The sequence below is a fragment of the Kutzneria viridogrisea DSM 43870 genome (assembly GCF_000525635.1).
Taxonomy (GTDB): Bacteria; Actinomycetota; Actinomycetes; order Mycobacteriales; family Pseudonocardiaceae; genus Kutzneria; species Kutzneria viridogrisea.
Genome location: NZ_CP007155.1, coordinates 5790044 through 5812747, shown reverse-complemented (window position 1 = coordinate 5812747; position 22704 = coordinate 5790044). Strand labels below are relative to the sequence as shown.

Below are 22704 nucleotides of genomic sequence, written 5' to 3'. Positions count from 1 at the left end.
GACCCGGACGGGTTTGCAGACGTGGTGAGGTCGGCCATGACGGTCGAACGCCGGGCCTCAGAAGGGCACATTAGCCAGGAGGATGTCCGAAGGTACACGTCGGCAGGCGTGGCCATCGAGCGCATCGCGCGGCTTCGTGGATCTGCCATCGCCACGATCACCAGCGCGACCTTGGACGCATGGGCCGCCGGCGCTCCGCCACCGCGGGCACTGGCGGGCTTCCACCTGCCGCTGGACGCACAGTCTTGGCTGCGCGACCTCGCGGCGGTCGTTGACACCGACGGGAGCACCTTGCTGCTTCGAGCCCTCGACCGGTTGCGGGCGTTGGACTATGGCATCGTGCTGTCGCCCGCGCCGGAACCGGTCGGTCCGCTGCTTACGGTGAAGCAGACGGTCGCCGCACCGGCGCGCACACCCGCCCACCGACCGGACCCGGAGACCGCGAGGCTGCTCGTCGCGTCACCGCCCACCTGGGCGCCCTTCGCCAATTCGCCGTCGAGGCTCGGATCGGCCCAACGGCTATGGGATCAACTCACGTCGACCGTCGCCGAGGGTGAGGTGCTCCAGGTGGGGGCCGGAGCTCGGCACGAGGTCGTGACGGAGACGCTGCGACACGCGGCCGCAGTTGTCGGTCAAGGCTACGGACTCCGGTTGATGTACGTGGACGGTTCGGAAGCAGAGCCGTTCTCGCTGATCGCGCCTGTTCAGCGGGCAAGACGCGCGGAGCGCACGATCCGGGTCGGCTTGATGTCCATGCGGCACACCGAACTCGACGCGGCCGTCGACGGCTACTGGTTCCGCAACAGGCTCGTTTCCACCAGTCGGACATTGGCCGAGACGGACCGGTTCTGCACGGCGACCACGATTACGAAGCTGCACGAGCTATACCAGGCGGGTATTGGGCGTGTTGAGTTGGTGCACACCGGCTTCGAACCGGCCGTGATCGGATTCTACCGAGGACTGCTGACCTGGCTGGCTGACGGAGTCGGACAGATCGAAGTCCAACCCTTATACCTCATCGGTGATCTAGTCGAAGGAACCCTGTGGGGTGCGCGGAGGGGTGCGGCTGATGATTCGTGACTGGACCGTGCACTGCAAGGACTGCCTGAAGCCATTCTCCTATTCGGACCGATCCGCGCGGGACGCCGCGGTCCGCGGCGAGTCCCGCCCCGAGCGGTGTGCCACGTGCCGAGCCAAGCACAACAGGGACACCTCGCGGATGGGAGCCGCATACGTCGAGCTGGACCCGGGTGCTCGACCGGTGGCTGCCGGGCGGCTCAAGGCCGGGCGTCTGGGGAGGCTCGACCGTGGCGAGCGTCCGCACCGTCCGGACGGCGATGACGTACCGTCGGTCGACGAGGGCACATTCGGCATCACCGACGACCACGTTCTGCGACTCCTCGCCGAACTCGAGCAGCACCAAGTGGTCGTGGTCGAGGCACCCACAGGCTCGGGTAAGTCCACGTTCCTGCCATGGCGCCTACTAAACCCGCCTTCCCCTCACCCACAGGACGCCGTCACCCGACACGGGTTGATTGTGGTCACACAGCCCAGGATCGAAGCCACGCAGGGGATCCCCCGTTACATCGCGGAGAAGCTCCACGGCGCCAAGGTGGGTGCAGGGGTGGACATCGGGTTCCGCCACTCGGCAGCACGCGACCACGCCGACTCCCGCAACCGGCTCGTCTACGCCACCGACGGGACGTTGCTGAACATGATCCGTCGCGGTGAGCTGCAGGACTGCTCGACCGTCATCCTCGACGAGGCGCACGAGCGCAGCCTGAATATCGACCTGATCCTGGCGCTCATGCGCCGGGAATTGATCGCCTTGCCGCAACTGCGGCTGTTGATCGTCTCCGCGACGATCAACACAACGGCGTTTGCCGAGTTCTTCCGCCCGGAGCTCCATTCGACATCGATGGCTTTCCCGGGCAAGGAAGGGAAACCGGTGTACGACCGGTGGCGAGCCGTCGCTGCCATACCCGAGAACCAGTGGCCCGCGCGCATGCCCGGCGAGGTTGCCCGGGCGGCGCACGAGGTTCTCCGATGGATGGCGAACGGTGAACGCCCCGGCGACATCGCCGTCGACGTCCCCGCCTACCAGGGGGACATCCTCGCCTTTCTGCCCGGCAAGAGAGCGATCAACGCGGCTATCGACGAACTCGAGGACTTGATCGGCGGCGACGCCAATATCGCCGGCAAGGTCGAGGTGCTGCCGTTGTACGCCGAACTCCCGCAGGCCGCCCGCGCCCGTGCGCTGCGGGCCGACCGCAGGCGTAAGGGCACCAAATGGCGGGTGATCATCGCGACTAACATCGCCGAGACTTCACTGACCGTCGACGGCGTGCGGCATGTCATCGACTCCGGGTTGATCAACACCACCGAGTGGGACGCTGCCACCCTGACGACAGTGGTCCGTCCCCGGCCGCACTCGAAATCTGGCCTGCGACAGCGCAGGGGGCGTGCCGGACGGACCGCCCCAGGCGTCTGGCACTGCCTGTTCACCCAGGACCAGTTCGACGTCCTCGAATTCGACACGCCTCCGGAGATCGTTCGCGCGCCTCTAGAAAGTGTCGTCCTGGCTGCTGCGGCAGCGGGGGTGAGCGATCCGGCGTCTCTCCGGTGGTTGCCTCCCGGCCCCCCCAGAAGAGGAGATGCGTCGCGCTCGCGCGACTCTCCGCGGTATGGGTGCGATCACCGAGGACGGGGATCCCACCGCTCTCGGACGCGAGCTGGCGTCTTCCCGCGAGTCGTTCAGTGCGGCGAGCGTTCTCCTGTGCGCCGATGAGGCCGGTGTCGCCGTCGAGGCCGCCACTGTTCTCGCGGCGATGCAGGAACTGCGGTGGGCGAAGATGCTGCGGTGGAGTTCCTCCTGGCCGGCGGCCACCCGCTTGCATGCCGACCGCATGCTGGCGGCTCTCCAGGCCGAGTGCGCCGATGACCTCGACGTCACCCTCATGCTGGTACACGAGTGGGAGAGCGCCGACCCGGAACACCGCTCGGCGCTGGTCGACCGGTACTTGCTGTCCGCGGCCACGTTGAACGCCGTTCTGCGCCGACGTGACGAACTGCTGCAGTCGCTGCAGTCACGCACCAAGACGACCGAGGTGCGCCACATCGACCTTCGGCTGTCCGACCGGCTGCGTAGGGTCGTCGCCTGGGCCAGTCCCAACGCCGTCTACAGCGATGTCGACGGTGAATGGCATCCCACTCTCGTACCGCGGGCGGACCCGGACGTGGTTGCCCGCCTCCACGATGGTGCCCGGCCGGTGATCGGCTCCGACAGCCTCCTCACCAGGCGTGCCGCACCGCCGTTCCTGGTCGCGCCGGTGCGGGACCGCAGGCGGCAATGGGTGTCGCCGCTGCAAGAACCTGCGGACCGGGTGACGTTGTCGTTCTGCATCGCTCTCCAACAGCACCACCTGGCAGGCGACGTGCCACTGCTGGCCCACGTCGCTGGCCACCAGCACGTCGCGGCAATCCGCCCGCCAACCGTGCTACCGGGTGACCGCCTCTTAGTCGAGCCGGTCGGCCAACGACGAGACGGTGTACAGGTGCGAGCCCTGATTATGCAACCTCCGGTGCTCCTGCCCGATGTCGAACTCGCCGCCGAGGAATACAGCACCGACGACAGCGGGGACCTGGCTCAACGGGAGGCCCAGGAGAACGACACCGGCGGACTGGATGTTGATCCGCTCAACGCGGCGGACTTCCTCGTCCCTGAGGAGTCGACACCTTTCCAGGTGACCTCGGACGGTGGTGAGACCGAGCGGCCCGTCAACCCGTATGCAGAACTGGAGATTGTGACGAGTGCGTTCGATCCCGGTCACCCAGTCGTTGTGGTGACCGGGATCGCCGATGGAACGGTACTCGCTCAACCAGACCCCATAGCGGCTGCCGAGCGCTTTGCGCAACGCTTCAGCCCCGGCGATCGCTGCGGCGTTGAAGTAACGGACATCAAGGCTCTGCGGCGAGACCGGCGCAGCGTCGTCATCGCGAAGGAACACGAGACCGGGGTCGAGGTACCGCTGACCGCACTGGATATCGGCTTCGGGGTGCGCGACGTCTCCCTGGAGGCCATTCCCGTCGGAACGCGCTTGAACCTGGCGGTCCTCATGGTCGACACCGAAACCGGCTTGATCCAGCTGTCGGCATTGCCGGACATCGCCGCGACGCTGAGCAGATTGGCGCAAACGACACGTGAGCCGTTCTCGGGGACGATCGTGGATGCGCACAGCCAGTCCATCCACGTCATGCTGACGCCGGACGGGGACCGCCTGCGCGATGACGACCCGCCGATCACCATCGACGTACGGGCCGACGACCTCCCACCACGGCCTACCGAGATGACCGTTGGTCAACAGGTGCGCGTTCGGCTCAACAATCGCACACTGCGTGCGACGTCGATCGATTTGGACCTGCCAGACCTGAAGCTGCCGACCGGACCGTTCGAGCGGGCCGGCCGGACGTTGACCTTGAGCGATGCCGTGGCCGGCCGTGACGTGCTGGCGATTTACCGGGCGGCCCGCGGCCTGGGGGTGGGTGAGACGACCGCGCTCCACCGCGCGATCAGCACACTCCTCGTCCGGAGACTCAGGCCCCGAGCCCGCATCATCGATGTCACCGGGCTGACCCGGCTGCAACACCAGGACCGGGTGACTGCGCGGGTCGCCGCTGTCAACGACAAGCAGATCACCGTCGAAGTCGAAGGCGGCACCTGGGCGACCATCTCGCGCAGCCATCTTGCCTGGCCGGACCAACCGCCACCCGCATTGGCCACCAACGAGATGGTCGATGTGTTCATCACCGAGGTGGTGCCGGACCAAGGGAAGATCGCGCTGACGTTGCGCGATCCGGACAAAGATCCGTACGCGCGCCTGGTCGAGGGCAATCTGTTTTCCGGTTACGTCGCCGGCAGCGACAAGAACGGCATCCGCCTGACCGTTCCCGACCCTGCGGTCGAACTATTCATTCCGGCCAGTGAAACCGGGTTCCGTGGCGACGACATACCGGCAACCTTCACAGTCGGTTCTCTGCTGACGGCGCGACTCATCCAAGTGGACCGGGACAGGCGACGAGCCGTCGCCAGCAGGTGGCTCTACTGGGAGGAGTTGCGACTTCCCAGCGACGTCTTGCACGCGCTTGAGGGCTCGCGAGGACCTGTTGTCAAACGCCTTGACCACCTTGTCGGCGAGGGGGTGAACCTCCGGTTGGATGCCGACGTGCTCAAGGTTCGCTGGGCGGGCGTTCAGGGAGGTGTTCCGGCGTACGAGGCGCTTCGCCGGCTTCGGTCGGTGATCTATGGAAACCGTGCGGAAATCCGCGTTCCCCACTCGGGTCCGCTCGATCGGCGGGCCCGCGAGGACATAGCGGGAAAGTTCGGGAGCCTTGTTCGGCTCGATCGGGATGAGGAAGGGGGCAGACCAGCATGGACCCTGACGGTCCTTCATCCGCAAGATGTGCCCATCAGGGACATCGTCGCCGACGTGGTGAACCGATACCCGCACCGGATTCGTGCCTCCGGCCTGCGGACAACGACAGAAGTACCGTTTCAGGACGCGCGGAAGGCGTTTCTCCTTGGAGAACGGGAACGTCGAGCACGACGTGAACCCGCCTCGGCTCTGTCTTTCGTCCGGCCCTACAACTACTTGGACATCGGGGCAGGTGACTCCTACGAGCAGGCAGCTCAGCGCCTCTGGAACTGCGGATTGCGGCTAGAACAACCCGAGTGGATAGTTGAGGATCGAGTTTCACTGGATGCTCACAGGGGTGTAATATAACCATGCCCCTCCGTATATCTGCGACGCCTTAAGGGGGGTTAGCGTTATGGCGATAGCGACTAGTGTTCTGAATCGTTAATTCTTGGTCACTGTAAGCTTGGGTCGTCGTCTTTGCAGGTCTGACTCGGGGCCGACTACGTGTATGGCGTGTGGGGACGCGGCGTACCAAGTGCCTGCGTCGAGCTGACAGCAGAAACAGCCAGGCGACCGATACTCACACCTTGAAGGTGTCTTCGAGTACCAGCCGCCCGCTTGTTGATGTTGCCCATGTTTTGTGTGCCCCCGGCAGGACTCGAACCTGCGCGCCTTCGGCTGCAGCGAGGTGAGGGGGAGGCTTCGTCGAGGTCCGCGTGATCAAGTGAAGTTGTTCACTTGTGGTCGCGTTCGCGTACTTTGGCGGGCCCGGTGGTGCGGTGACGGGGCCGGTCTGGCGTGAACGGGTCGCAATGGGCTGTTACGGCGTCTATGGGGCGTGTAGGGGTGTCGGTCGGTGGCAAGGGCTGTCAACGGTGGTGAACGGGTGTCGTCCGTGGCTGGATGGGGCCGGTTGGGGTCGGTGAACGTCGGTTGGCAGATCCACCCGGTTGGGTGCCTGGGACCGCGACCCCATAACAGTGTCATGGTAAAAAAATCGGGCCCACGCTCCTGTTTCGCTCCTGTTTGGCCGGTTTGATCTTGGTTGAGGCCACAGTGGACGGTCGCTACAAGATCGTCATGGGCGTACGAAAAAGGCCCGCCGACCTGGGCTTTTCCCAGTGTCGACGGGCCTTGTTCTGACCGTCGGGACGACAGGATTTGAACCTGCGACCCCTTGACCCCCAGTTGAAGCGGGTGCCAACGGCGTGCTCGAGTCTGTTCTTCGAGGTCAGCTCTCAGTGTACTTGGCAGGGTAAAGGCGTCCGTGTCTCTTGTGCCCAGCGGAGATGTGGTCGCGTGACCTCGAGGCGCGAAGTGGGGAATGGCAGATCAGGTTGGCAGAGCGCTGCTTGGCGTGGGAGGAGTCGGTGAACAAGCTGATGGCTCGCCATCGTCGGGTTCAGCGGCGGAAGGGGCGCCGTGGGTCGCGTGGGTTCATGTTGTCGAAGGTGGCAAACCAGGCATTCGGGGTGTAGTCACCCATGCCCAGGTAGCGGTTCTGTTCGTCGTCGGGGTCCTCGATGCCGTCGAGGCTCGCGTCGAACAGGGAGAGAATGTCGGAGTCCTGGCACAGCACGTCGGACAGCAGATCCCAGTCCAGATCATTGGCGTGCTCGGGCAGCCCGGCAAAGTGGCTCTCCAGACCGGACCAGCCGTCGTTCACCGCCGACTCGCCGTACTCCAGCATTAGGTGCAGGGCCATCTCCTCGGCCGGGCATGCCAGCTGTGGCCAGTTGCCTGCCGTCAGGTCCGCGGCCAAGTCGTCGAACGCCCGGGCCGCCTGGCGTCGCCACACCGCGTCCTGCCGCCAGGTGATCCTCGGGAACTCGTCGAACACCGACCACAAGCCGTTTTCGGGGTCGACCGGGTCGTCGCCGTGTTCGATCACATCGTCGTAGCCGTGGTCGGCAAGCAGGCCGGCGACGCTCCACAACACCGCCGCGGTGCGCGGTATCACGTAGCTGGAGGCGCAGTCCTCACAGCCTACCTTCCCGTACTCGCACATCGGGAACAGACTCGTGAAGTCCGGCCAGGACGGCAGCGACTGGCCGTGCTCGTCGACATGGTCGACCCAGTACGTCGCTCCGTGGACGTCCACACCCTTGCCCTCGGGGACCATCAGATCCGGGTCGATCATCGCCTGCAACGCGGCGGCCGCGTCATCACGCACCTCGTCCCGTTCCGTGGCCAACTCCCGTTCGTGTGCCTCCTCCTCACCCTCCGGCACAACGTAGGAAAGCTCGTCGATGTGCTGCAGCGCCGCCCGCTTCAGTGCTGCGGGGTCGGTCACGTCGACCAGGACCTCGGCCGTTACCTTCAGCCTGCGTTTGTTCGTATCGCTTCCTGCCACATAATGATACTACGCCCATGCTCCCTCCGGGTTCGGTACGTTTGGAAACGCCTGAACCGTTTCGATGACCTAATCGTCGGATCAACCGTCCTGTTCGGATTCGACGTCCTCGACCTGGATCTCTAATCGGGAGCTCCGGTTCGTACCTCCGGGTCGGTCCGTTCGGCACCGCTGGGACTCGTCCTCACCTAGTGATTCGTGCCGAAGCGCCGCTGGTGAGTCGCCGGGAGGCTTCCGTGATGTGGGGATCAACTCCCTAATTTTAGGGAGTTGATCATCTATTTGAGTGAATTGGTGGTGCAAGGGGTAACGCTTGCGGCCGTGTGTGTCGATCCAGCTGGGGATGGGCAAGTGGACGAGGGAGTGTTGTTGAGCGGGAAGACGGCCGGCGGTGGATGAGTTCGATCTGTTCTCGCCGGATCCGGAGGGGGAGTCGGCGTCGGACGCGGCGTTCCTGGAGCGGTTGCAGGCATTCGTGGCCCCGGTCGCGCGCCATTCGGACGCGGTGGTCAAGGACCCCGACATGCTGAAGTGGGCGCAGGCCGTGTACGAGGCCTTCGGCGACCTCGACGACACCGGCGAAGGGCTGACGGCGGCGGAACTCGAAGCTGCCTGTGGCCAGGCGGGCCCGGGCTCTTTCGAGAGCAGAATCAACGTCTTCAAGGCGTTAGGACTGCTCCGCCCGCCCAAGCCCCATCACCATCGCCTCATCTTCAACCCCACCGGCGTCGCCGCGCTGCTGTTGTTCGACCGGCTTCGCCGCGACGACGGCGTGCAGGAGATCCTGCTCCTGCTCGACCAGACGACGAAGGGCATCGAGGACGGGCTGCTCGGGCCCGATGACGTGACCGCCAGACTGGCCATGTTGCGGCGGGCGCTCGCGATCAACGCCGGGGAACTGGCCCGACTGCGGACCAGACCGGTCGACGAGCTGCTGGTGCTGCGGCGCAACCACCGGGCGGCCGACCGGCTGCTGTCCGACGCGAGAACCCTTGTCGAGCTGGTGGAAACACGGTTTCCACAGCTCAGCGCGGCCGGCGGGCAGCTGATCACGCAGGCGCTCCGGTACTCCGCCGCGGCCAACGAGCTGGTAGATCGGCTGCTCCGGCAGGTTTTGGCCGAGCGCGATTTCTCCATGTTGTTGCCCGAGCAATACCGGACGGCCGCGCTGTACTCGAACACCGACGCACTCGCGGCGGTCTTCGCCGGCACCGTCTTCGACAAGCCGACGGTCGCACTTAGCCCGGAACAGATCCTCGTCACGTTGGAGCAGCACCGACCCCGCGAGGTACGGCAGCGCCCACCGCGCCCGGTCGATCTTCCGGTTGCGGAGGACCCGGTCGAGCGGGCACGCCAGCGACGTGAGGCGCAGCGACGCCGTCGACGAGCGGCGGCGCAGCTCCATCTCAAGGGACAGTTCGACATCGATCTCACCGCCGAGATCCAGGCTGCGGGATGGCCCGGCGCCGCCCGGCTGGTAGCCGACCTCCTCGCCGCGGCGGCTGACCCGGAGGTCCCGGTGACGGTCACTCTGGCCACGACACTGCTGGTGGACGGGAAGGCCGAGGTCACCTACACCACGCCGGTCCGGCTCAGCCGCGCAGAGAAGGATCACCATGATGGATAATCGGTTGAGGCTCGCGGTGCTTCGAGCTCGCCGTACGTCGCCCAGTCCCAGTGAGGTGCAGGAGCTGCGTCAGTTCCACGCCGCCGCTGGCCGGGCCGGTCGGCGCCTGGTCGAGGTCCGGTCCAAGGACGGCCGTTCCGAGCTGATCATGGGCTGGCTCCAGGACAACGCCTTGACGCCTGAGGATCCGGGAGGTCCGGCGAAACCGAGCGTGGGGGAGACACTCGTGCTGGCCGCCTGTCTGCGCGCCTGCTGGCCCGATCCGGACGAACCCCTCTATCCCGGGGGCATGACGACAGTAGCCGAGATCGGTGTCGCGCTGGAACCACTCGGAGTGAAAGGCACTGGTGTGACCCGGGCGTTGAACAGCTTGCGGGCGCGGGGTTTTCTCGCGGCTGACACCGCCGACGACACCGTTCGCCTCGGCCCGGAGATCGCGCTCTGGCGCGAGGCGGACGTCGCTGCGCTGCGCCGCGAGTACCGTCAGCTGCCGGCCGCAGGACGGCCGCAGTGACTGGCGACGTCATGGAAAACCTGCCGGCACAACGCAAGAGCGATGTGCTTGCTGCCCTCGCGGCGGTGGAATCGGCCCAGTTCCCGGTGCCGGCCAAGGAGTTTCGTGCGCTGCTCGAACCGCCCCTGCGCCACGTGGTGGAGCAGTTGCTGCACCAGGCCGGCCGCGTGCTGATCAAAGTCGGCAGCGGGTACCTGTCCGGCTACGACGACGATGTCGCTGCCGAACTGGCCGCGCTGGACATTGGTGTCCTCGACCGCGAGCAGCGCGCGGTGCTCGCGATGGTGCTGCTGTTCACCGTCGCGATTCCCCGCGCGGAAGGTCACATCCGCGGCGAAAACCTGTGGACGAGCGACCATCCAGTCTCTAAGCAGCTGCTGGAGAGCGGCAAACTCCAGGCCGGAGTCGTGCGCGCCGCCCTGCGGTACCTCCGCAACGCCGGCCTGGTCCGGTCGGTGACCAACGGGCTTGTGCCCGGTCCCCAGTTCCTGCGCCTGACCCCGCGAGCCACGACGATCCTGTTCCAGGAACTCGTCCTGCTCGCAGAACCTCAAGGCGATCTCGCGCTGTCGATCCGTCGGGAACGTGCGAGGCTCGCCCAGCCCCACGAGGAGTTCTCGTTGTGATCGAAACGCTGTCCCTGCCGCGCACCACCAGTCGGGGCGCCGTCGGAGCCAGGCAACTGGTGGCGGTGCAGACCTTCGACGTAGCCCGCCTCACCAACCACCCGGTGCCGCTGGTGCCCGGTACCTTTATCGCCGTGTCCGGGCAGGGACCCAAAGGGGATTCCAACGGCTCGGGCAAAACCAGCTTCCTGGCCGCGGTGTCCATCCTGCTCGCCGATCCGCAGTGGCGGCTGGATACCCAGGGCGGCAAATCCGCTGCTGGCGTCCTGTTCCGGCCCGACTCGGCCGGCGTCGACCCGGCTCAGCAGGTGCGTCCAGCCACCAACGGCTACATCGCTGGCGTGTTCGCGGACCGAGAGGCGCCACTTGCCTCAGCGGTGACGGTGTGGGTCCGCCTGTCGACCTCTGCGCCCTACGTGCAGGCACGATGGTCGGCTGGCGTCCACCTGGCTGAGGCAGCCGACGACGCCGACCGGGACCTGCAGGCCGACGACCTCTGGCACGCCGTCCGGGGCAACGGCACCTTCTCGGCGCGGAAGATGTCCGAGGTCCTCTACGGCGACGCACCGCGCTGTCTGACCTACCTGGACACGCCGCTGCGGCCAGCGGTGCCCTCGCTGCTCAGCCAGCAGATGACCGAAATGGACCCTCGCGACATCGGCGAGTCCCTGATCGCGCTGTCAGGTTCCAAGGCCCATCTGGACGAGGAACGTGAGCAGCGCGGTCAGATGCTGCTCAAGCGACGAGAGAGGGACGAAGCGCTCGAGCACGCGGAGGGCCAGTTCCTCCGCGAGGAAGCCGAACTCAAGGGCGTCGGTGATCGTGACGCCGCGCGAGCCGAACTCGCGCAGGCCGAAGAGGCCTGGCGGCGATACCTCGCTACGCGGTACACCTCGGCGCTCGGGTCGGAGCGCGTTCTCGCCGAGCAGGTGACGGCTGCGGCCGACCACCACGAGGAGGCGGCCGAGCAAGCGCGCCTGGTCGAGGCGGAGTTGGCGGAACTGCGCGCCCGCACCGACCTGGCCACGGCCGAGGAAGGCGCCCGCCGGGACCACGACCTGGCCAGGATCGAGACAGAGCGCCTCCGGCAGAACCGCGCGGAGTACGTCGGCCAGATGACGAGTCTGGACGCTGAGCGGGACCGGCTATCACCGAAGCTGGATGCCTGGGACGGCCGCTCGACCGAGGACACCCACGACGCACTGCAGGCGGCCACCAGCCGGCGCGGCGAGCTCGTCGTACTGCAACAACAAGCCGAAGCCGCCGTCGGCAGTGCCGAACAAACGCTGCGGCGGGCGGAAGCCGGCCGAAGCGGCGATGCCGGCCGGGTCATCGACGTCCTGGCGCAGGCCGGGATCACCGGCACGGCGTTGTTCGACATCATCGAGCTGGACGATGATCTTCGACCGACGTGGGAGCCCCGGCTGTGGCCCTGGCGTGACGCGGTGGTGGTCGATCACCAGCGGATGTCCGAGGCCATGGCCGCCGTCGCCAGCGTTGCCGGGGCACAGCTGATCGCCACCGATCACTGGCCCGGTCATTCCGTCGACAGGGTCAGCTGTCGTCTGCCGGTCAATGGCTTCCTGACCGAGCTCCGTGCGCGCATGGTCGATGGCGCCGACCCCGTCCACGTGCACGACGAAGCCCTTGGTCTCCGCATCGGCAGTGGGTTCGCTGAGCCCGTCACCGGCCGCGAGGCTCTTGTGGAGCGCAAGCGCCGGGAACTGCGGCAGGCTCGCGAACACCTGGAGGAGATCACGAAGCTCCTCGACCTCGCGGGGGCCGCGGTCGAGTTGGCGCAGAGCCAGCACGAGGCGGCTCTCGCCGCCGAGCAACTCGGGGTCGTGCACAGCAAGATTGACCTGGTCACGGCCAAGATCCAGGGACTCGACGATCTTCTCGGGCCGGCGGTCGATCGGGAAGGACGGGCCCGGCAGGCCTGGGAGGAGGCCTTCGCGTTGCTCAAGGGGCACGCTGCGCAGGTGGCGCTGCTCCAGGAGCGGTTCAAGAGCCGGCAGAAGGACGAGAGGGGGCGTTTCGACCAGCTCAAGGCCGTGCGCCGGAAACGCGAGGATCTCCAGCTCGAGCGATGGCGGCAGCTGTGGGGCGGTGACGAGCAGGAAGCCGTCGACCTGCTGGCCGACCGCTCGTCCGTCACGGCCGACCAGATCCGCGTGCAGGCCATCGAGCACCTGACCCGCGCGGTCGGGCTCTACGGCATCGACGAACGCGATCCAGACGGATTGTCGGCCGACCTTCGGGAGGCGGTGACACAGCGGCAGGTGCTGGCCGCGGACACCACCGGCCACCCGCCCGCGGTCGGGCTGGACGTCGTGGCCGTGCCGCTGCGGACCCGGCTGGATGGGACGGCCGGCTCCGACCACGTGACGAGGAGCCGGATCGAGGCTGAGCGGGCCAATCGCGCTGAGATCCTCCAGGACCTGGACACCCAGCTGGCGGACTGGACGAGCCGGGTCACCGTGATCCAGGACATGATCGAGCAGCGGGTCGAGAACATCCTTAAGCGGGTCGGCGTCGCGTTCAACCAGCTGGACGTGGACCGGGGCGGCTGCGGTGCCGAGATCGCTTTCACCAGCCACCGTCCGGCCGGGCCGGGGGAGTGGGTGTGGGACGTGGTCCCGCGCTGGCGGCGGTCCCGTAGCGGCGCCTACGTGCCCTACCGTGAGGTGGCCAACGGGGCACAGGTGAAGGTGTACGCCGTGCAACTGGTGTTGGCCGCCCTGTTGTCGGACGTCGACACCCACGGCCGGGTGCTCGTGCTCGACGAGTTGGGCAACAGCCTGGGCGAGGTCAACCGGAAGGACGTGCTCGGCGCGCTCAAGCGGGTTGCCGAGCGGCAGCAGGTGACTATCCTCGGCACCTGCCAGGACAGTGTGCTGGCCGACGCCGCCGACGTGTGTGGCGAGCTGATGTGGTTCTCCCACTCCAGTACCGCCAATGCCTACAACCACCCCACCCGGGTCTGGGGATTCGACGACAACGCCGAGCGGGTCGACCTGACCGCCGACTGGCTCACTGCGGGGCGCGGCAATGGCTGACTCGTCCCGGTCCAAGGGATTCTACGTCGGTGAGGCAGCCGGCCGGGTGGAGGTTCTGCTCCCCGACCTGCCACCCGACCTGGCCGCGTTCACCGTGCCCAAGCCCCCGGTCGAGGACAGCGAGCTTGCCGCGAACTGGGACATCGTCATCGACCGGGTTCCCCGGGACCGCAAGGGCCGGGTGAAGGTCACCCGCGTCGACATCCTCGCGCGAGGACAGCAGGAGTTCCTCGCGCCACCGACATGGCTGGAACCCCGGGATCTCGTATGGGTCCTGCGCACGGAATCGACCCGGCTGTGGACCGGCATGACCTCCCGCTTCGGGGAGGCTGCGTGGGAGACCGCCCTGGAGTTGGTTCGGGCTGGCATCGGCGTGCTGCGGTGCGCCGTGGACGGATTCGACTACTCGCCGAAGACGTTCCGGCTCACAGAAGCCTGGACCGCGGTCGCCGAGGACCACGTCGCCGAACTCACCGGCCAGCGGGATCCCGATGAGGTCCGGGCCGACCTCCTGGACCGCGTGCGCCCGGTGTCGAAACTCGCCGGCGAGTATGAGCTGCTGGCGGCCATGCCTGCGGGATCCCCGTTGCGGGTGCCGACGGGTTCGCATGCGAACACCGTGGTCTGGTCGGTGTATGAAGCGGCGATCCGTGCGGCCTGTGTGTGGATTCCTGATGACGCAAGGGGAAAACGGCACACCGCGAAAGCGTTGGCCGGCTTTTCTTTCCTCGGTACGAAGGAGTGGACCCCCGAGCGGGAAACCGCGTTCGCCAATCTTGTCGGGACCGCGTTCGATCTGGCCGTCGACGACGTCGACGTGGAGATTCTGATGCGCGGTCCGCTGCAGTGGAAGATCGGCCGCGTGGTCGCCGACGCCCGGGCCAGCGAGCCGTGGATCGGGTTGCCGTCAGCCGGGCTGCGGCTGATCGGCTCATTCGACACCTCAGGCGTGCGGGGCGTGCTGGTGGTGGAGAACAAGGACACGTTCCAGAAGGTCTGCGAGAAACCGGAGATCGTGGACCGGTGGCTGTGCGTGTGGGGGCGCGGCTACGCGAGCCGGGGTCTGGAGGCGCTGCTGACGAGATTCGACAACGTTCCGCTGGTGGCGTGGTGCGACCTGGACGCCGACGGCATCGGCATCATCGCCAATCTCTCTGCCCGCTTGGAGCGGGTGATCCCTCCGGTCGGGATGGACGTCGATCTGTGGGCGGCCGGCCCGTACCGTCGGCAGAAATCGAGCCAGTTGGCGCGGGGACAGGTCATCGGGGCCAAGTTCGCGGCGGAGGGGCCGCTGGCGCTGCGCGCGCTCGCGGAGCGGATCGCGGTCACCGGTGAGGGACGAGAACAGGAGACGCTCTACGAAGAGGTGCTGCCGGGCCTGGCCGACCGCCTGCGGGCGTTCGAGTAGAGGTGCCGGCCAGGTTTCTCGGACCAGAGGGGAAGCCCTGGCCGCTGGGGCAGACGACGCCGATGGTGAAGACGCGCATCTTTCTGCCTGACGGCTGGCCGGGCAATGGGTGACGGGGCAAGCAGTGAGCGGTAGGAGGTCACGAGCGGATGAATTTGCTGTCATACATTCGGCTAGGTGTTGCGAGATGGGCTGCGCAGTGACGAGATTCGACGCCGAGAAGGACAACGCGAACGTCGACGTGATCTACACGATCCTGGCGGAGGGACAAAAGCCGTGGACGGTGTAGATCAGGCCTGAGTGCCGGCTTCCCAGTGGGACGGCTTCTTCTGGTTCACTGTTCGTCACCAGCTTAACGAACGTGATCTCGTCTCGCGTTCCGCCCAGCTGCCGATCGCGACGAACCCTTGCGCGAGGAAGTGACTCAGTATGGGGTGGGGGACCGGTGTCACGGCCTGGCCTTCCTGACGCGTATGAGTTCGATTGTTCTGGTAAGCGCGGTCAGGCGATGACGGATGTCAACCTGCGACCTCGTAACGCGGTGTGCGTTCGCGCCCCTGGCGTGGTTGAGGTCGCGGCGAAGCCGGTCTGCGGGTCGTAGCCGCCCTGCCCTGCGTCCAGCACGAGCACCGCGCCCGCCCGCACGTCCGCCGCGGTGGCCGACCGCCAGGTCGAGTCGGTCCGGTCGTAGACCCGCGCCAGCTGCCCCGGCCGGGCCAGGCGCTCCCGCACCGCGGTCACCGGCGCCGGACACAGTTCCTCGCGGGCAGGGAACCGCCACTCGCTGATGTCGGTGTCGCGGATGGGGCGCCAGGCCACCGACACGGTCAGGTCCTCGGCGTCCCGGATCCAGCGCGTGACGTCCACGTCGTTGCCGTGCACGTCCGGGGTGGTGTCGAACAATTCGACCAGGTCCCAGCGCCGCAGCTCCGACCACACCGGCCGGTACTGCGGTACGTCCTTCTCCATGAGCTGCCCGGCGGTCACCGCCACGCCCTCCCACGCCCGCAACGCCTCCTCAGCGTGGGTGAGGTCGTCCTCCCGGTAGGGCGCCGCGAACCCCTTGCCTGGTGGTCGCATCCACAGCAACTGGGCGTCGTGGTCGGTGCCCTCGCGGTTGCAGCGGCCCGCGCGCTGCACGATCGACGGCCATGAGGCCACCTCGGTGATCAGTACCGCCGCCGACGTGTCGACCCCCGCCTCCAAGACCTGCGTGGAAATGGCGATCGTGCCCGCCCCGGTCGGCGCGGCCAGCACCGCGTCCAGGTGCGTCGCGCGGTCACCGGGGCGGAACCGCGAGTGCACCAGCACCACCGACGGCGCAGGCCCCAGCGTGGTCAGCGCGCGGTGGATCGCCACCGCCCGGTCCACCGTGTTGACGATCACCAACGTCCGGGTTCCCGGCCGGTGCCGCGCCAACGCGAGCTCGGCCACCGTCCTCGGGTACCGCGCGGGTTGTGTCGGCAACTCGGCGTGCTCGACCCACCGGGTGCCCTCCAGCCGGGCCCGCAGCGACCCTGCCTTGTCCTGTTCGGACAGTCCGAGCACCGTCGTCGGCACCGGGTGGTCCGCAGTGGCCAGTTCGGCGGGGTCCACCGTGGCCGACATCCACATCGACCGCGACTTCAGCCCCGTGTCCAGCACTGTGCGCAGGCCCTCCAGTTGCAGCGAGGTCGGCAGCCCCGGGCCCATCAACTGGACCTCGTCGAACACGAACAGGCTGTCGGCGTGTAGCAGCCCGAAGGAGATCGGCCAACTCGCCCGCTGCTGGGCGTAGCCGCGCATCAGCAGGCGGGACAACACCATGTCCTGTGTGCCCACCAGCACTGCGTCCCGCTCCGGCGCCATCATCCACGCCTGCTCGTCGGTGGACGCCCCACCGAGCAGCACGTGCACCCCAACGCCGTCCTCGACGCCTGTCAGACCGAGGTTGTCCAGCCAGGACGTGGCCTTGTCCACCGTCTGCTCCACCAGCGCACGCTGGGGCAACACGACCACCAGCCGACGCGGCGTCGCGTCCCTCGCCGACTTGTCGGGGTGGAAGCGGCGCCACCACAGCCACGGCAGCACTGCCGCCGCGGTCTTGCCCGCCCCGGTCGACACCCGCAGCACCTGTGGAAACCCCTCCACCGCCAGGGCACGCTGGTAGGCGTAGGGCTCGACGTCCTGCTTGAATGCCCGCCCCACCAACTCGTCGAACCCGATGCTGCTGACCCCGCCCACGTCCACCCTTCCTTGATCACCTGATGACGTGGGACAGCCTGCCGAGTACCCCTGACAATCCAGCGCCCCGTGAGCGCTCCCCGCCCAACTCTTCACTCGAACGAGCGACAGAGGACTGTTCAGGGCCGGTCGCACCAGCACGGCATAGTGACCGGCAGGCACCATCAGCCAGGTAGGACACCGCGATCTACTACAGTTCCCTGCCAGAGCCCAGCATCTTGCGCAGCCTGTTCAACGCCCGGTGCTGGGCGACTCGGACGGTTCCCGGAGTACAGCCGATGACGTCGGCGGTCTCCTCGGCGGAAAGCCCGACGACTACGCGCAGCACCACGATCTCGCGCTGCTTGTCCGAGAGCACGCTGAGTAGCTTGCCCATGCTGTCCTTCAGTTCGGCCTGCAGGATGCGCTGCTCCGGCCCGGCGCCGATCTCCGGCCGGTCGGGCACCTCCGAGACCGGTAGCGACCGGTTGCGCGCCGCCGCCCGGTGGGCATCGGCCACCTTGTGCTGCGCGATCCCATAAACGAAGGCCAGGAACGGCTGCCCCTGGTCGCGGTAGCTGGGCAGCGCCTCGCAGACCGACAGGCAGACCTCCTGGACCACGTCGTCCGCCGAGGTGAAGGACTTGTCCAACCGGCCGATCCTGGCCCGGCAGTACCGCATGACGATGGGGCGGATCGAAGCCAGAACTCGATCCCTCGCACCGGTGTCCCCGCCGATGGCGGCCTCGACGACCCGCTGGAACTCCTCATCGCGAGGGCCGTAAGTGGGGAGCACTCGCTGCGGTTCCTCAGGTTGCCGGGGCACGTCGGCTGACCACCAGCCGCCTCCGACAGCCACAGCCACGCTGTCAACTCGACCCCAGATGGCCTTCGACCGTGGAGCAGCCATCATCCGCTCCTCGGCGACTGCCTTGACCTGCTGCAGGGCTGCTTCGACATCGATGGTCGCTGCGAGCTGCGTCAACAACGCTTGATCGGCTTCCTGCAGACGGCGATCCAGGTCGTTGTCGATGTTAACGGCCACCATTCTCACCTCCCTCGAGCTGCTGCGCCGGATTGTCAAGTAGCTTCTGGAGGCGTGTCCGCGCGTGGCGCAGGGTCGAGCGAACCGTCGCTGGTCTGATGTGCAACTGCTCGGCAATCTCCGCGACATCGAACCCGTCGAGATGCCATGCCATCACCATGCGCTGGCGTACGGGCAGTTTCGCAAGAAGGACCGCTACGGCCGGGCCTTCGTGTATCGCCGCCCACGGGTCTGTCACGGTCTGAGGCGCTGCCCACCCTCCGGCGAGTGCCCGCCGGTAGCCTTCTTGGTCACGGGAGTAGTGGCGCATCGCGTGGCCGTAAGCCGCGCGGCGGACCCAGGCACTCGGGTTGGTCAGTCCCGACCACAACCGGAACGCATCGGCCATCGCCTCCTGTGCTGCGTCACGTGCCTCATCCCTGCCCACACCAGCCTTCACGACGAACCCGACGACGCAGAGGAACTCGGTTCGGAAGAACTCATCGAAGTCTGTCCACACCCGCGGTGAGGTCGACATGCGTCCTCCTCTCGGTGCCGAGTTCGACGCTAGCCCTGTCGTCGGTGCTCGGGAGGCAATGTCGCACGACCAACGGACATTGCGAGTCCGTCCTAGCCTCGGTGACTGGCTGCACTGCACACCCCCAAGACTGCGACGAGCGTCGCGGCGACGATCGTGAGCAGGGCGGACTGGGTGGTCACGTACAAGCCGCCGAGTCCGGCGACCACGGCGTTCACCAGGATCACCGAACTGTGCGTGCGTGGGTGGGGCGCCGGGTGTAACGATTTGCCGCCTCGGCGCGATAGACGGTCGGGTACTTCAGCCATACCCAGTTGTTCAGTGAGACGCGCTTGGCGTGCAACGCGTCGGCGAAGTTCTGTGCACTCCGATGAGCCCGGGCCTTCTACCCTGGCTCATCCGCGTACTCTCAGGAGCCCCCTGACCGGAACAGCTTCTCCAGCAGTGCGCAGATCGGCTTGCAGGTCAACGTGTTCATGAACAGGGCGAGCACCTTGTAGGCGGAAGCACGCTTCTTCGGGCATCCAGCCGAAGAAGTAACGACCGTGCTATACGCGACGCAAGCAGTGACGCAGGCAGCGATACCAGGAAGAACCCACTCGATCATGGTTCGCGCTCACCTCTGCCCAGTCGTGGCGGCGTAATCCCAGTGGGACGAGGGGTCGGTGGCGGCGCGCGAGGACGAAGTCACTGATTGTCTCCATACAGGTGACGGCGTGCCCGCGACGGTGCGCGGAAGCCGGGAGGGCCGTATGACGATGGGGTGGTGCTGGTGGTTGGTCAGGCCTTGACGAGGCTGTGCAGCTTGGCCTGGGTTTCGGAGTCGGTGGAGTAGAGGATGGTGCCGATCATGCCGCGGGTGAGCAGGACCTTGTAGGTGTGGCGGATCAGCTTCTCGTAGTCCTCGGGCTTGGCGCGGGCGACGACGGAGTCCTTGCTGGCCTTGGGGTTGGCCACCCAGCGGTCGGTGCGCCAGACCAGGTCGGGGCCGAAGATGACGCCGTTGTGGTCGTACTCGAAGCCCTGGGCGGTGTAGATGCAGCCGACCTGGCCGAACCCGGCGGGGTCGGTGGCCCACATCTGCGAGGGCGGGGCCCCGTTGACGCCGCGGTCGCCCTTGACGTTCCACGGCTTGCGCCAGTCGCCGATCACCACGTCCTCGGGCAGCCCCTTGTCGGGGCTGGAATCGCTCCAGGGCCAGCAGAACCCGGCGGTGATCCGCGCGGTGTAGCCCTTGTCGGCCTGGTCGGCGAGTAGCTTCTCCATCTGGGCGGGGCTGTCGGCGACCTGGAGGGTGAACCGGTCGTCACCGTCCCACACGACAGGCTCCTGTTCGGTCTCGCCCGTCTCGTCGACGGTCTCGTCCGTCAGGCCGAGCAGGCGGCGGACCCACTGCTCGTACTTGCGGCTGCCGCCGCACCGGAACTGGCCGTCGAGCTTGATTAGGCTCACCGTGAGGCCCTTGGCCTTGGCGGCGGCCTCGATCTGGGCGACAGTGCCCATCTCGCCGGGCCGCACGACCTGGTGCTCATCCAGCAGGAACACCGGGACCCGAGCGGCGTCGATCAGCTCGGCGACCTGGGGCTTGTCGCTGCGCTTGGCCGCGGGGGTGTAGCGGTTGTTGGAGGTCTCGCGAATGCGGTGGGCCTCGTCGCAGATCAGAACAGTCAGGCCGTTGTGCTCGGCTTGGCTGAAGCTGTTGAAGTACTGGAACAGCTTCTGCACCCGCGTGTTGCCCTTGCCGGCGATCTTGCGCAGGGTGGTGGTGAACGCCTTCGACCCGGTCGCGTGCAAGGTGGTGGTCGTGTCCCGGTAGAGCCGGTAAAGCTCGCCCTGCAGGCAGAGCGCGATCACGCTCTTGCCCGAGCCCGGCCCGCCGGTAATCACGATGACTTCCTTGTGATCGCGCTGCTGAGCCCGGCGCACGGCCCGTTCCACGAGCCGGTAGGCGACCTCCTGCTCGTCGAGCAGCACGTAGGTCTGCTGCTGGGTGATCGCCTCGGCGGCCATCGCCATCAGCGGCTTGCTCGGCGCGACCGGGCTCTTGACCAGCGTGTCAGCGACACGAGCCTCGTTAGTGGGGCTGAGCAGGGTCTTGAGGTAGCTGATCAGCTCGCCGCGGCTAGTCTGGGTGAACAACCTGCTCCACGCGTCATCGGGCAGGTCGAACAGGGTGGCGACGTCGTTGTCGGAGGCGTTGTGCAGGTAGGCGATGCCGGTGACGGCGTCGGGGCGGTCGTGAATCACGCGAGTGAAGTCGGTGAGGTACTCGCGGTAGCGACGGACCTGCGCGAGTGGGTGTAGCAGCGCACGCTTGCCGTAGCTGGGGGTGGTGCACAGGTCAGGGGCGTCATCGAGCGTGGTCGCCGTGCCCCACTGCTTGAGTTCGACGACGACGTAGGAGGGCAGGCCGGTGACCGGGTGGATCCCGGACAGCACCACGTCGGCGCGCAGGCTCGACAGGGGGAGCGGGTATTCGATCAGGGCTTCGACCTGGCCGAGGCCGGCATCAACCAGGTCGTGGGCCAGTATCGGCAGGCTGGCCTCCCAGGACCTCTTCTCGCTGGGGCTCGGCTTGTGCCCGTGGGTGTGGAAGAACTGGGTGGCCAGGCGCTCGACCAGGGTGCCGGACTGGCTCATCTGGAGCACGGCGTGCGCGGAAGTGCGCAACAATGACATGACACCAACTCCGTACAGGTGGGTGGCTGCCCCTCGCGGGCGAGGAGAGCCAGGCGTACTGCAGGACAAGCCGGGACGCTAGCACATGATCAACGGTCGTGCGATGGAGTTCGTGCCCTGGTGACTGTGCTGCTCTGCCCGGTCGCGGCGAGCGAGGCGGCGCTGAGTGTCAGTGGTGGCAGCTAGCCTGCGGGAGTGGCACTCGCAGAGATCACCATTGAGGCCGTGCTCGCTGCCCTCGCTGAGCACGATCAGGTGGGTCGACAGGCGTTCCTGGATCGCTACGGCTTCGGGGAGCTCGCTCGTACCTGCTGATCCATGAGGAGCGGGAGTACGATTCCAAGGCGATCGCGGGTGCGGCGCACGGCTATCTGCCTGGCCGCCAGCCACTGCTGGCCAGCGAGTTCTCTGGCGGCAAGCAGGGGGCCGCAGGGCGGCTGGAGGCGCTGGGGTTCACCATCCGCCTGGTACGTGAGCCGGCATGGACGTGGGACGAACTGGTGCTGGCCTGCGACCTGGTCGCCAGCAATCAGTGGCGAGCATTGACCGCCACTGATCCGCGCGTGGTCGAACTGTCCGCGCTGCTGCAGCAGCTACCGGTGCACCCGCTATCCGCGCGCGGTGAGAAGTTCCGCAACCCCAATGGCGTGGGTCGAAAGACCGCCGACATCGCAACCCAACACCCGGGGTATGAGGGCAAGCCGACCAACGGCAACAAGCTCAATCGCGAGGTGCTCTACGCCTTCCTGCGCGACCCCGACCAGATGCACGCCAACGCGCTGGCCCTGCGTGTGGGTATCATTGTCGGCGAGTTCACTACGGCATCGGCGAATACCAGCAAGGTGGAGGGCGACCCTGAAGCGTTCGAGGGCGGGCTGCTGGAGCGTCGCTACTTTGCCAGGGAACGTAATCCAGCGCTGCGGAAGAGGAAGATCGATGCTGTGCTCGCCGAGCAGCAGCGGCTGGCGTGCGAGGTCTGCGAGTTCGACTTCGCACACACCTACGGTGAGAGGGGAGCAGGCTACGCCGAGGTCCACCACGTCACGCCACTGCACGTCTCCGGCAGCACCACGACCCGGCTGCGGGACCTGGTGATACTCTGCGCGAACTGCCATCGCATGATCCACCGCGGACGGCGCTGGCTGACCCCGAATGAGCTCCGCGAGCTCATCGACGCGTGTGCAGTATCCGTTGACGACGCGCCCGCGTGCGCCACCAGCACCACGTAGCAGCGTGCAACCATTTTCGACAACTGCGCGT

15 protein-coding genes and 1 pseudogene are annotated in these 22704 nt (G+C 67.0%); 10 read left to right on the top strand and 6 right to left on the bottom strand.

Translation table 11 applies throughout. The features are described 5' to 3' along the window. The first annotated feature begins 108 nt into the window (after positions 1 to 108). The 3 genes from KALB_RS25825 to KALB_RS25815 are packed head-to-tail and all read left to right on the top strand — an operon-like array spanning position 109 to position 5780. On the top strand, positions 109 to 1080 hold the full coding sequence (locus KALB_RS25825; protein ID WP_025358603.1) for a hypothetical protein: 972 nt from the start codon (positions 109 to 111) through the stop codon (positions 1078 to 1080). Beyond that, a complete protein-coding gene (locus KALB_RS25820) occupies positions 1070 to 2788 on the top strand; it encodes a DEAD/DEAH box helicase (RefSeq protein WP_236650388.1) in 1719 nt (572 codons plus the stop codon). The genes KALB_RS25825 and KALB_RS25820 overlap by 11 nt, the downstream gene beginning before the upstream one ends. After that, positions 2685 to 5780, top strand: coding sequence for a hypothetical protein (locus tag KALB_RS25815; protein WP_025358601.1), 3096 nt, complete (start codon positions 2685 to 2687; stop codon positions 5778 to 5780). Before KALB_RS25820 ends, KALB_RS25815 begins: the two co-directional genes overlap by 104 nt. A gap of 1036 nt (positions 5781 to 6816) precedes the next feature. Here the strand turns inward: KALB_RS25815 and KALB_RS44250 are convergent. After that, the gene (locus tag KALB_RS44250) at positions 6817 to 7767 is read right to left on the bottom strand and encodes a hypothetical protein (protein ID WP_148309642.1); all 951 of its coding nucleotides are present in this window, start codon (positions 7765 to 7767) and stop codon (positions 6817 to 6819) included. Between the two features lie 391 nt (positions 7768 to 8158). On the opposite strand from KALB_RS44250, the gene KALB_RS25805 reads away from it, so the two are divergent. Genes KALB_RS25805 through KALB_RS25785 form a run of 5 tightly spaced genes read left to right on the top strand, consistent with a single transcriptional unit; the run spans position 8159 to position 15001 of the window. Continuing rightward, positions 8159 to 9394 (top strand): hypothetical protein, encoded by a 1236-nt coding sequence (locus tag KALB_RS25805; protein ID WP_025358599.1) that lies wholly within the window; start codon positions 8159 to 8161, stop codon positions 9392 to 9394. Positions 9395 to 9449: 55 nt separating this feature from the next. Further along, positions 9450 to 9908 carry a hypothetical protein gene (locus KALB_RS44245; protein WP_025358598.1) on the top strand — a complete coding sequence of 153 codons (459 nt, stop codon included), beginning with the start codon at positions 9450 to 9452 and terminating at the stop codon, positions 9906 to 9908. After that, complete coding sequence (locus KALB_RS25795; RefSeq protein WP_025358597.1) at positions 9905 to 10534, top strand: hypothetical protein; 630 nt, start codon at positions 9905 to 9907, stop codon at positions 10532 to 10534. Before KALB_RS44245 ends, KALB_RS25795 begins: the two co-directional genes overlap by 4 nt. Continuing rightward, the gene (locus KALB_RS25790) at positions 10531 to 13593 is read left to right on the top strand and encodes a coiled-coil domain-containing protein (RefSeq protein ID WP_025358596.1); all 3063 of its coding nucleotides are present in this window, start codon (positions 10531 to 10533) and stop codon (positions 13591 to 13593) included. Before KALB_RS25795 ends, KALB_RS25790 begins: the two co-directional genes overlap by 4 nt. A 46-nt stretch (positions 13594 to 13639) precedes the next feature. Further along, entirely contained in the window at positions 13640 to 15001 is a 1362-nt protein-coding gene (locus KALB_RS25785; RefSeq protein WP_158510812.1) for a Wadjet anti-phage system protein JetD domain-containing protein, read from the top strand. Between the two features lie 501 nt (positions 15002 to 15502). Here KALB_RS25785 and cas3g read toward each other — a convergent pair. The 5 genes from cas3g to KALB_RS25765 all read right to left on the bottom strand — a co-directional run bounded on the left by cas3g (position 15503) and on the right by KALB_RS25765 (position 21444). Continuing rightward, positions 15503 to 17224 carry a type I-G CRISPR-associated helicase/endonuclease Cas3g gene (gene cas3g / locus KALB_RS25780; RefSeq protein WP_158510811.1) on the bottom strand — a complete coding sequence of 574 codons (1722 nt, stop codon included), beginning with the start codon at positions 17222 to 17224 and terminating at the stop codon, positions 15503 to 15505. 190 nt (positions 17225 to 17414) lie between these two features. After that, entirely contained in the window at positions 17415 to 17999 is a 585-nt protein-coding gene (locus KALB_RS25775; protein WP_030110613.1) for a sigma-70 family RNA polymerase sigma factor, read from the bottom strand. Positions 18000 to 18237: 238 nt separating this feature from the next. After that, positions 18238 to 18765, bottom strand: coding sequence for an RNA polymerase sigma factor (locus KALB_RS25770; protein WP_025358592.1), 528 nt, complete (start codon positions 18763 to 18765; stop codon positions 18238 to 18240). Between the two features lie 409 nt (positions 18766 to 19174). After that, positions 19175 to 19372 (bottom strand): hypothetical protein, encoded by a 198-nt coding sequence (locus KALB_RS46860; RefSeq protein ID WP_148309641.1) that lies wholly within the window; start codon positions 19370 to 19372, stop codon positions 19175 to 19177. A 173-nt stretch (positions 19373 to 19545) separates the two neighbouring features. After that, positions 19546 to 21444, bottom strand: coding sequence for a DUF2075 domain-containing protein (locus KALB_RS25765; RefSeq protein ID WP_030110611.1), 1899 nt, complete (start codon positions 21442 to 21444; stop codon positions 19546 to 19548). A gap of 195 nt (positions 21445 to 21639) precedes the next feature. On the opposite strand from KALB_RS25765, the pseudogene KALB_RS50385 reads away from it, so the two are divergent. Continuing rightward, positions 21640 to 21848: pseudogene (locus KALB_RS50385) on the top strand (ScoMcrA-related endonuclease); the annotation flags it as partial. A gap of 96 nt (positions 21849 to 21944) precedes the next feature. Next, entirely contained in the window at positions 21945 to 22673 is a 729-nt protein-coding gene (locus KALB_RS25760; protein ID WP_236650013.1) for an HNH endonuclease, read from the top strand. Positions 22674 to 22704: the final 31 nt, after the last annotated feature.

Excerpts from the sequence above, each read along its gene's own strand:
- KALB_RS25820 (WP_236650388.1), top strand. The coding sequence starts at position 1,070 with ATGATTCGTGACTGGACCGTGCACTGCAAGGACTGCCTGAAGCCATTC.
- KALB_RS25815 (WP_025358601.1), top strand. The coding sequence starts at position 2,685 with ATGGGTGCGATCACCGAGGACGGGGATCCCACCGCTCTCGGACGCGAG.
- KALB_RS25770 (WP_025358592.1), bottom strand. The coding sequence starts at position 18,765 with ATGTCGACCTCACCGCGGGTGTGGACAGACTTCGATGAGTTCTTCCGA.
- KALB_RS46860 (WP_148309641.1), bottom strand. The coding sequence starts at position 19,372 with ATGATCGAGTGGGTTCTTCCTGGTATCGCTGCCTGCGTCACTGCTTGC.
- KALB_RS25765 (WP_030110611.1), bottom strand. The coding sequence starts at position 21,444 with ATGTCATTGTTGCGCACTTCCGCGCACGCCGTGCTCCAGATGAGCCAG.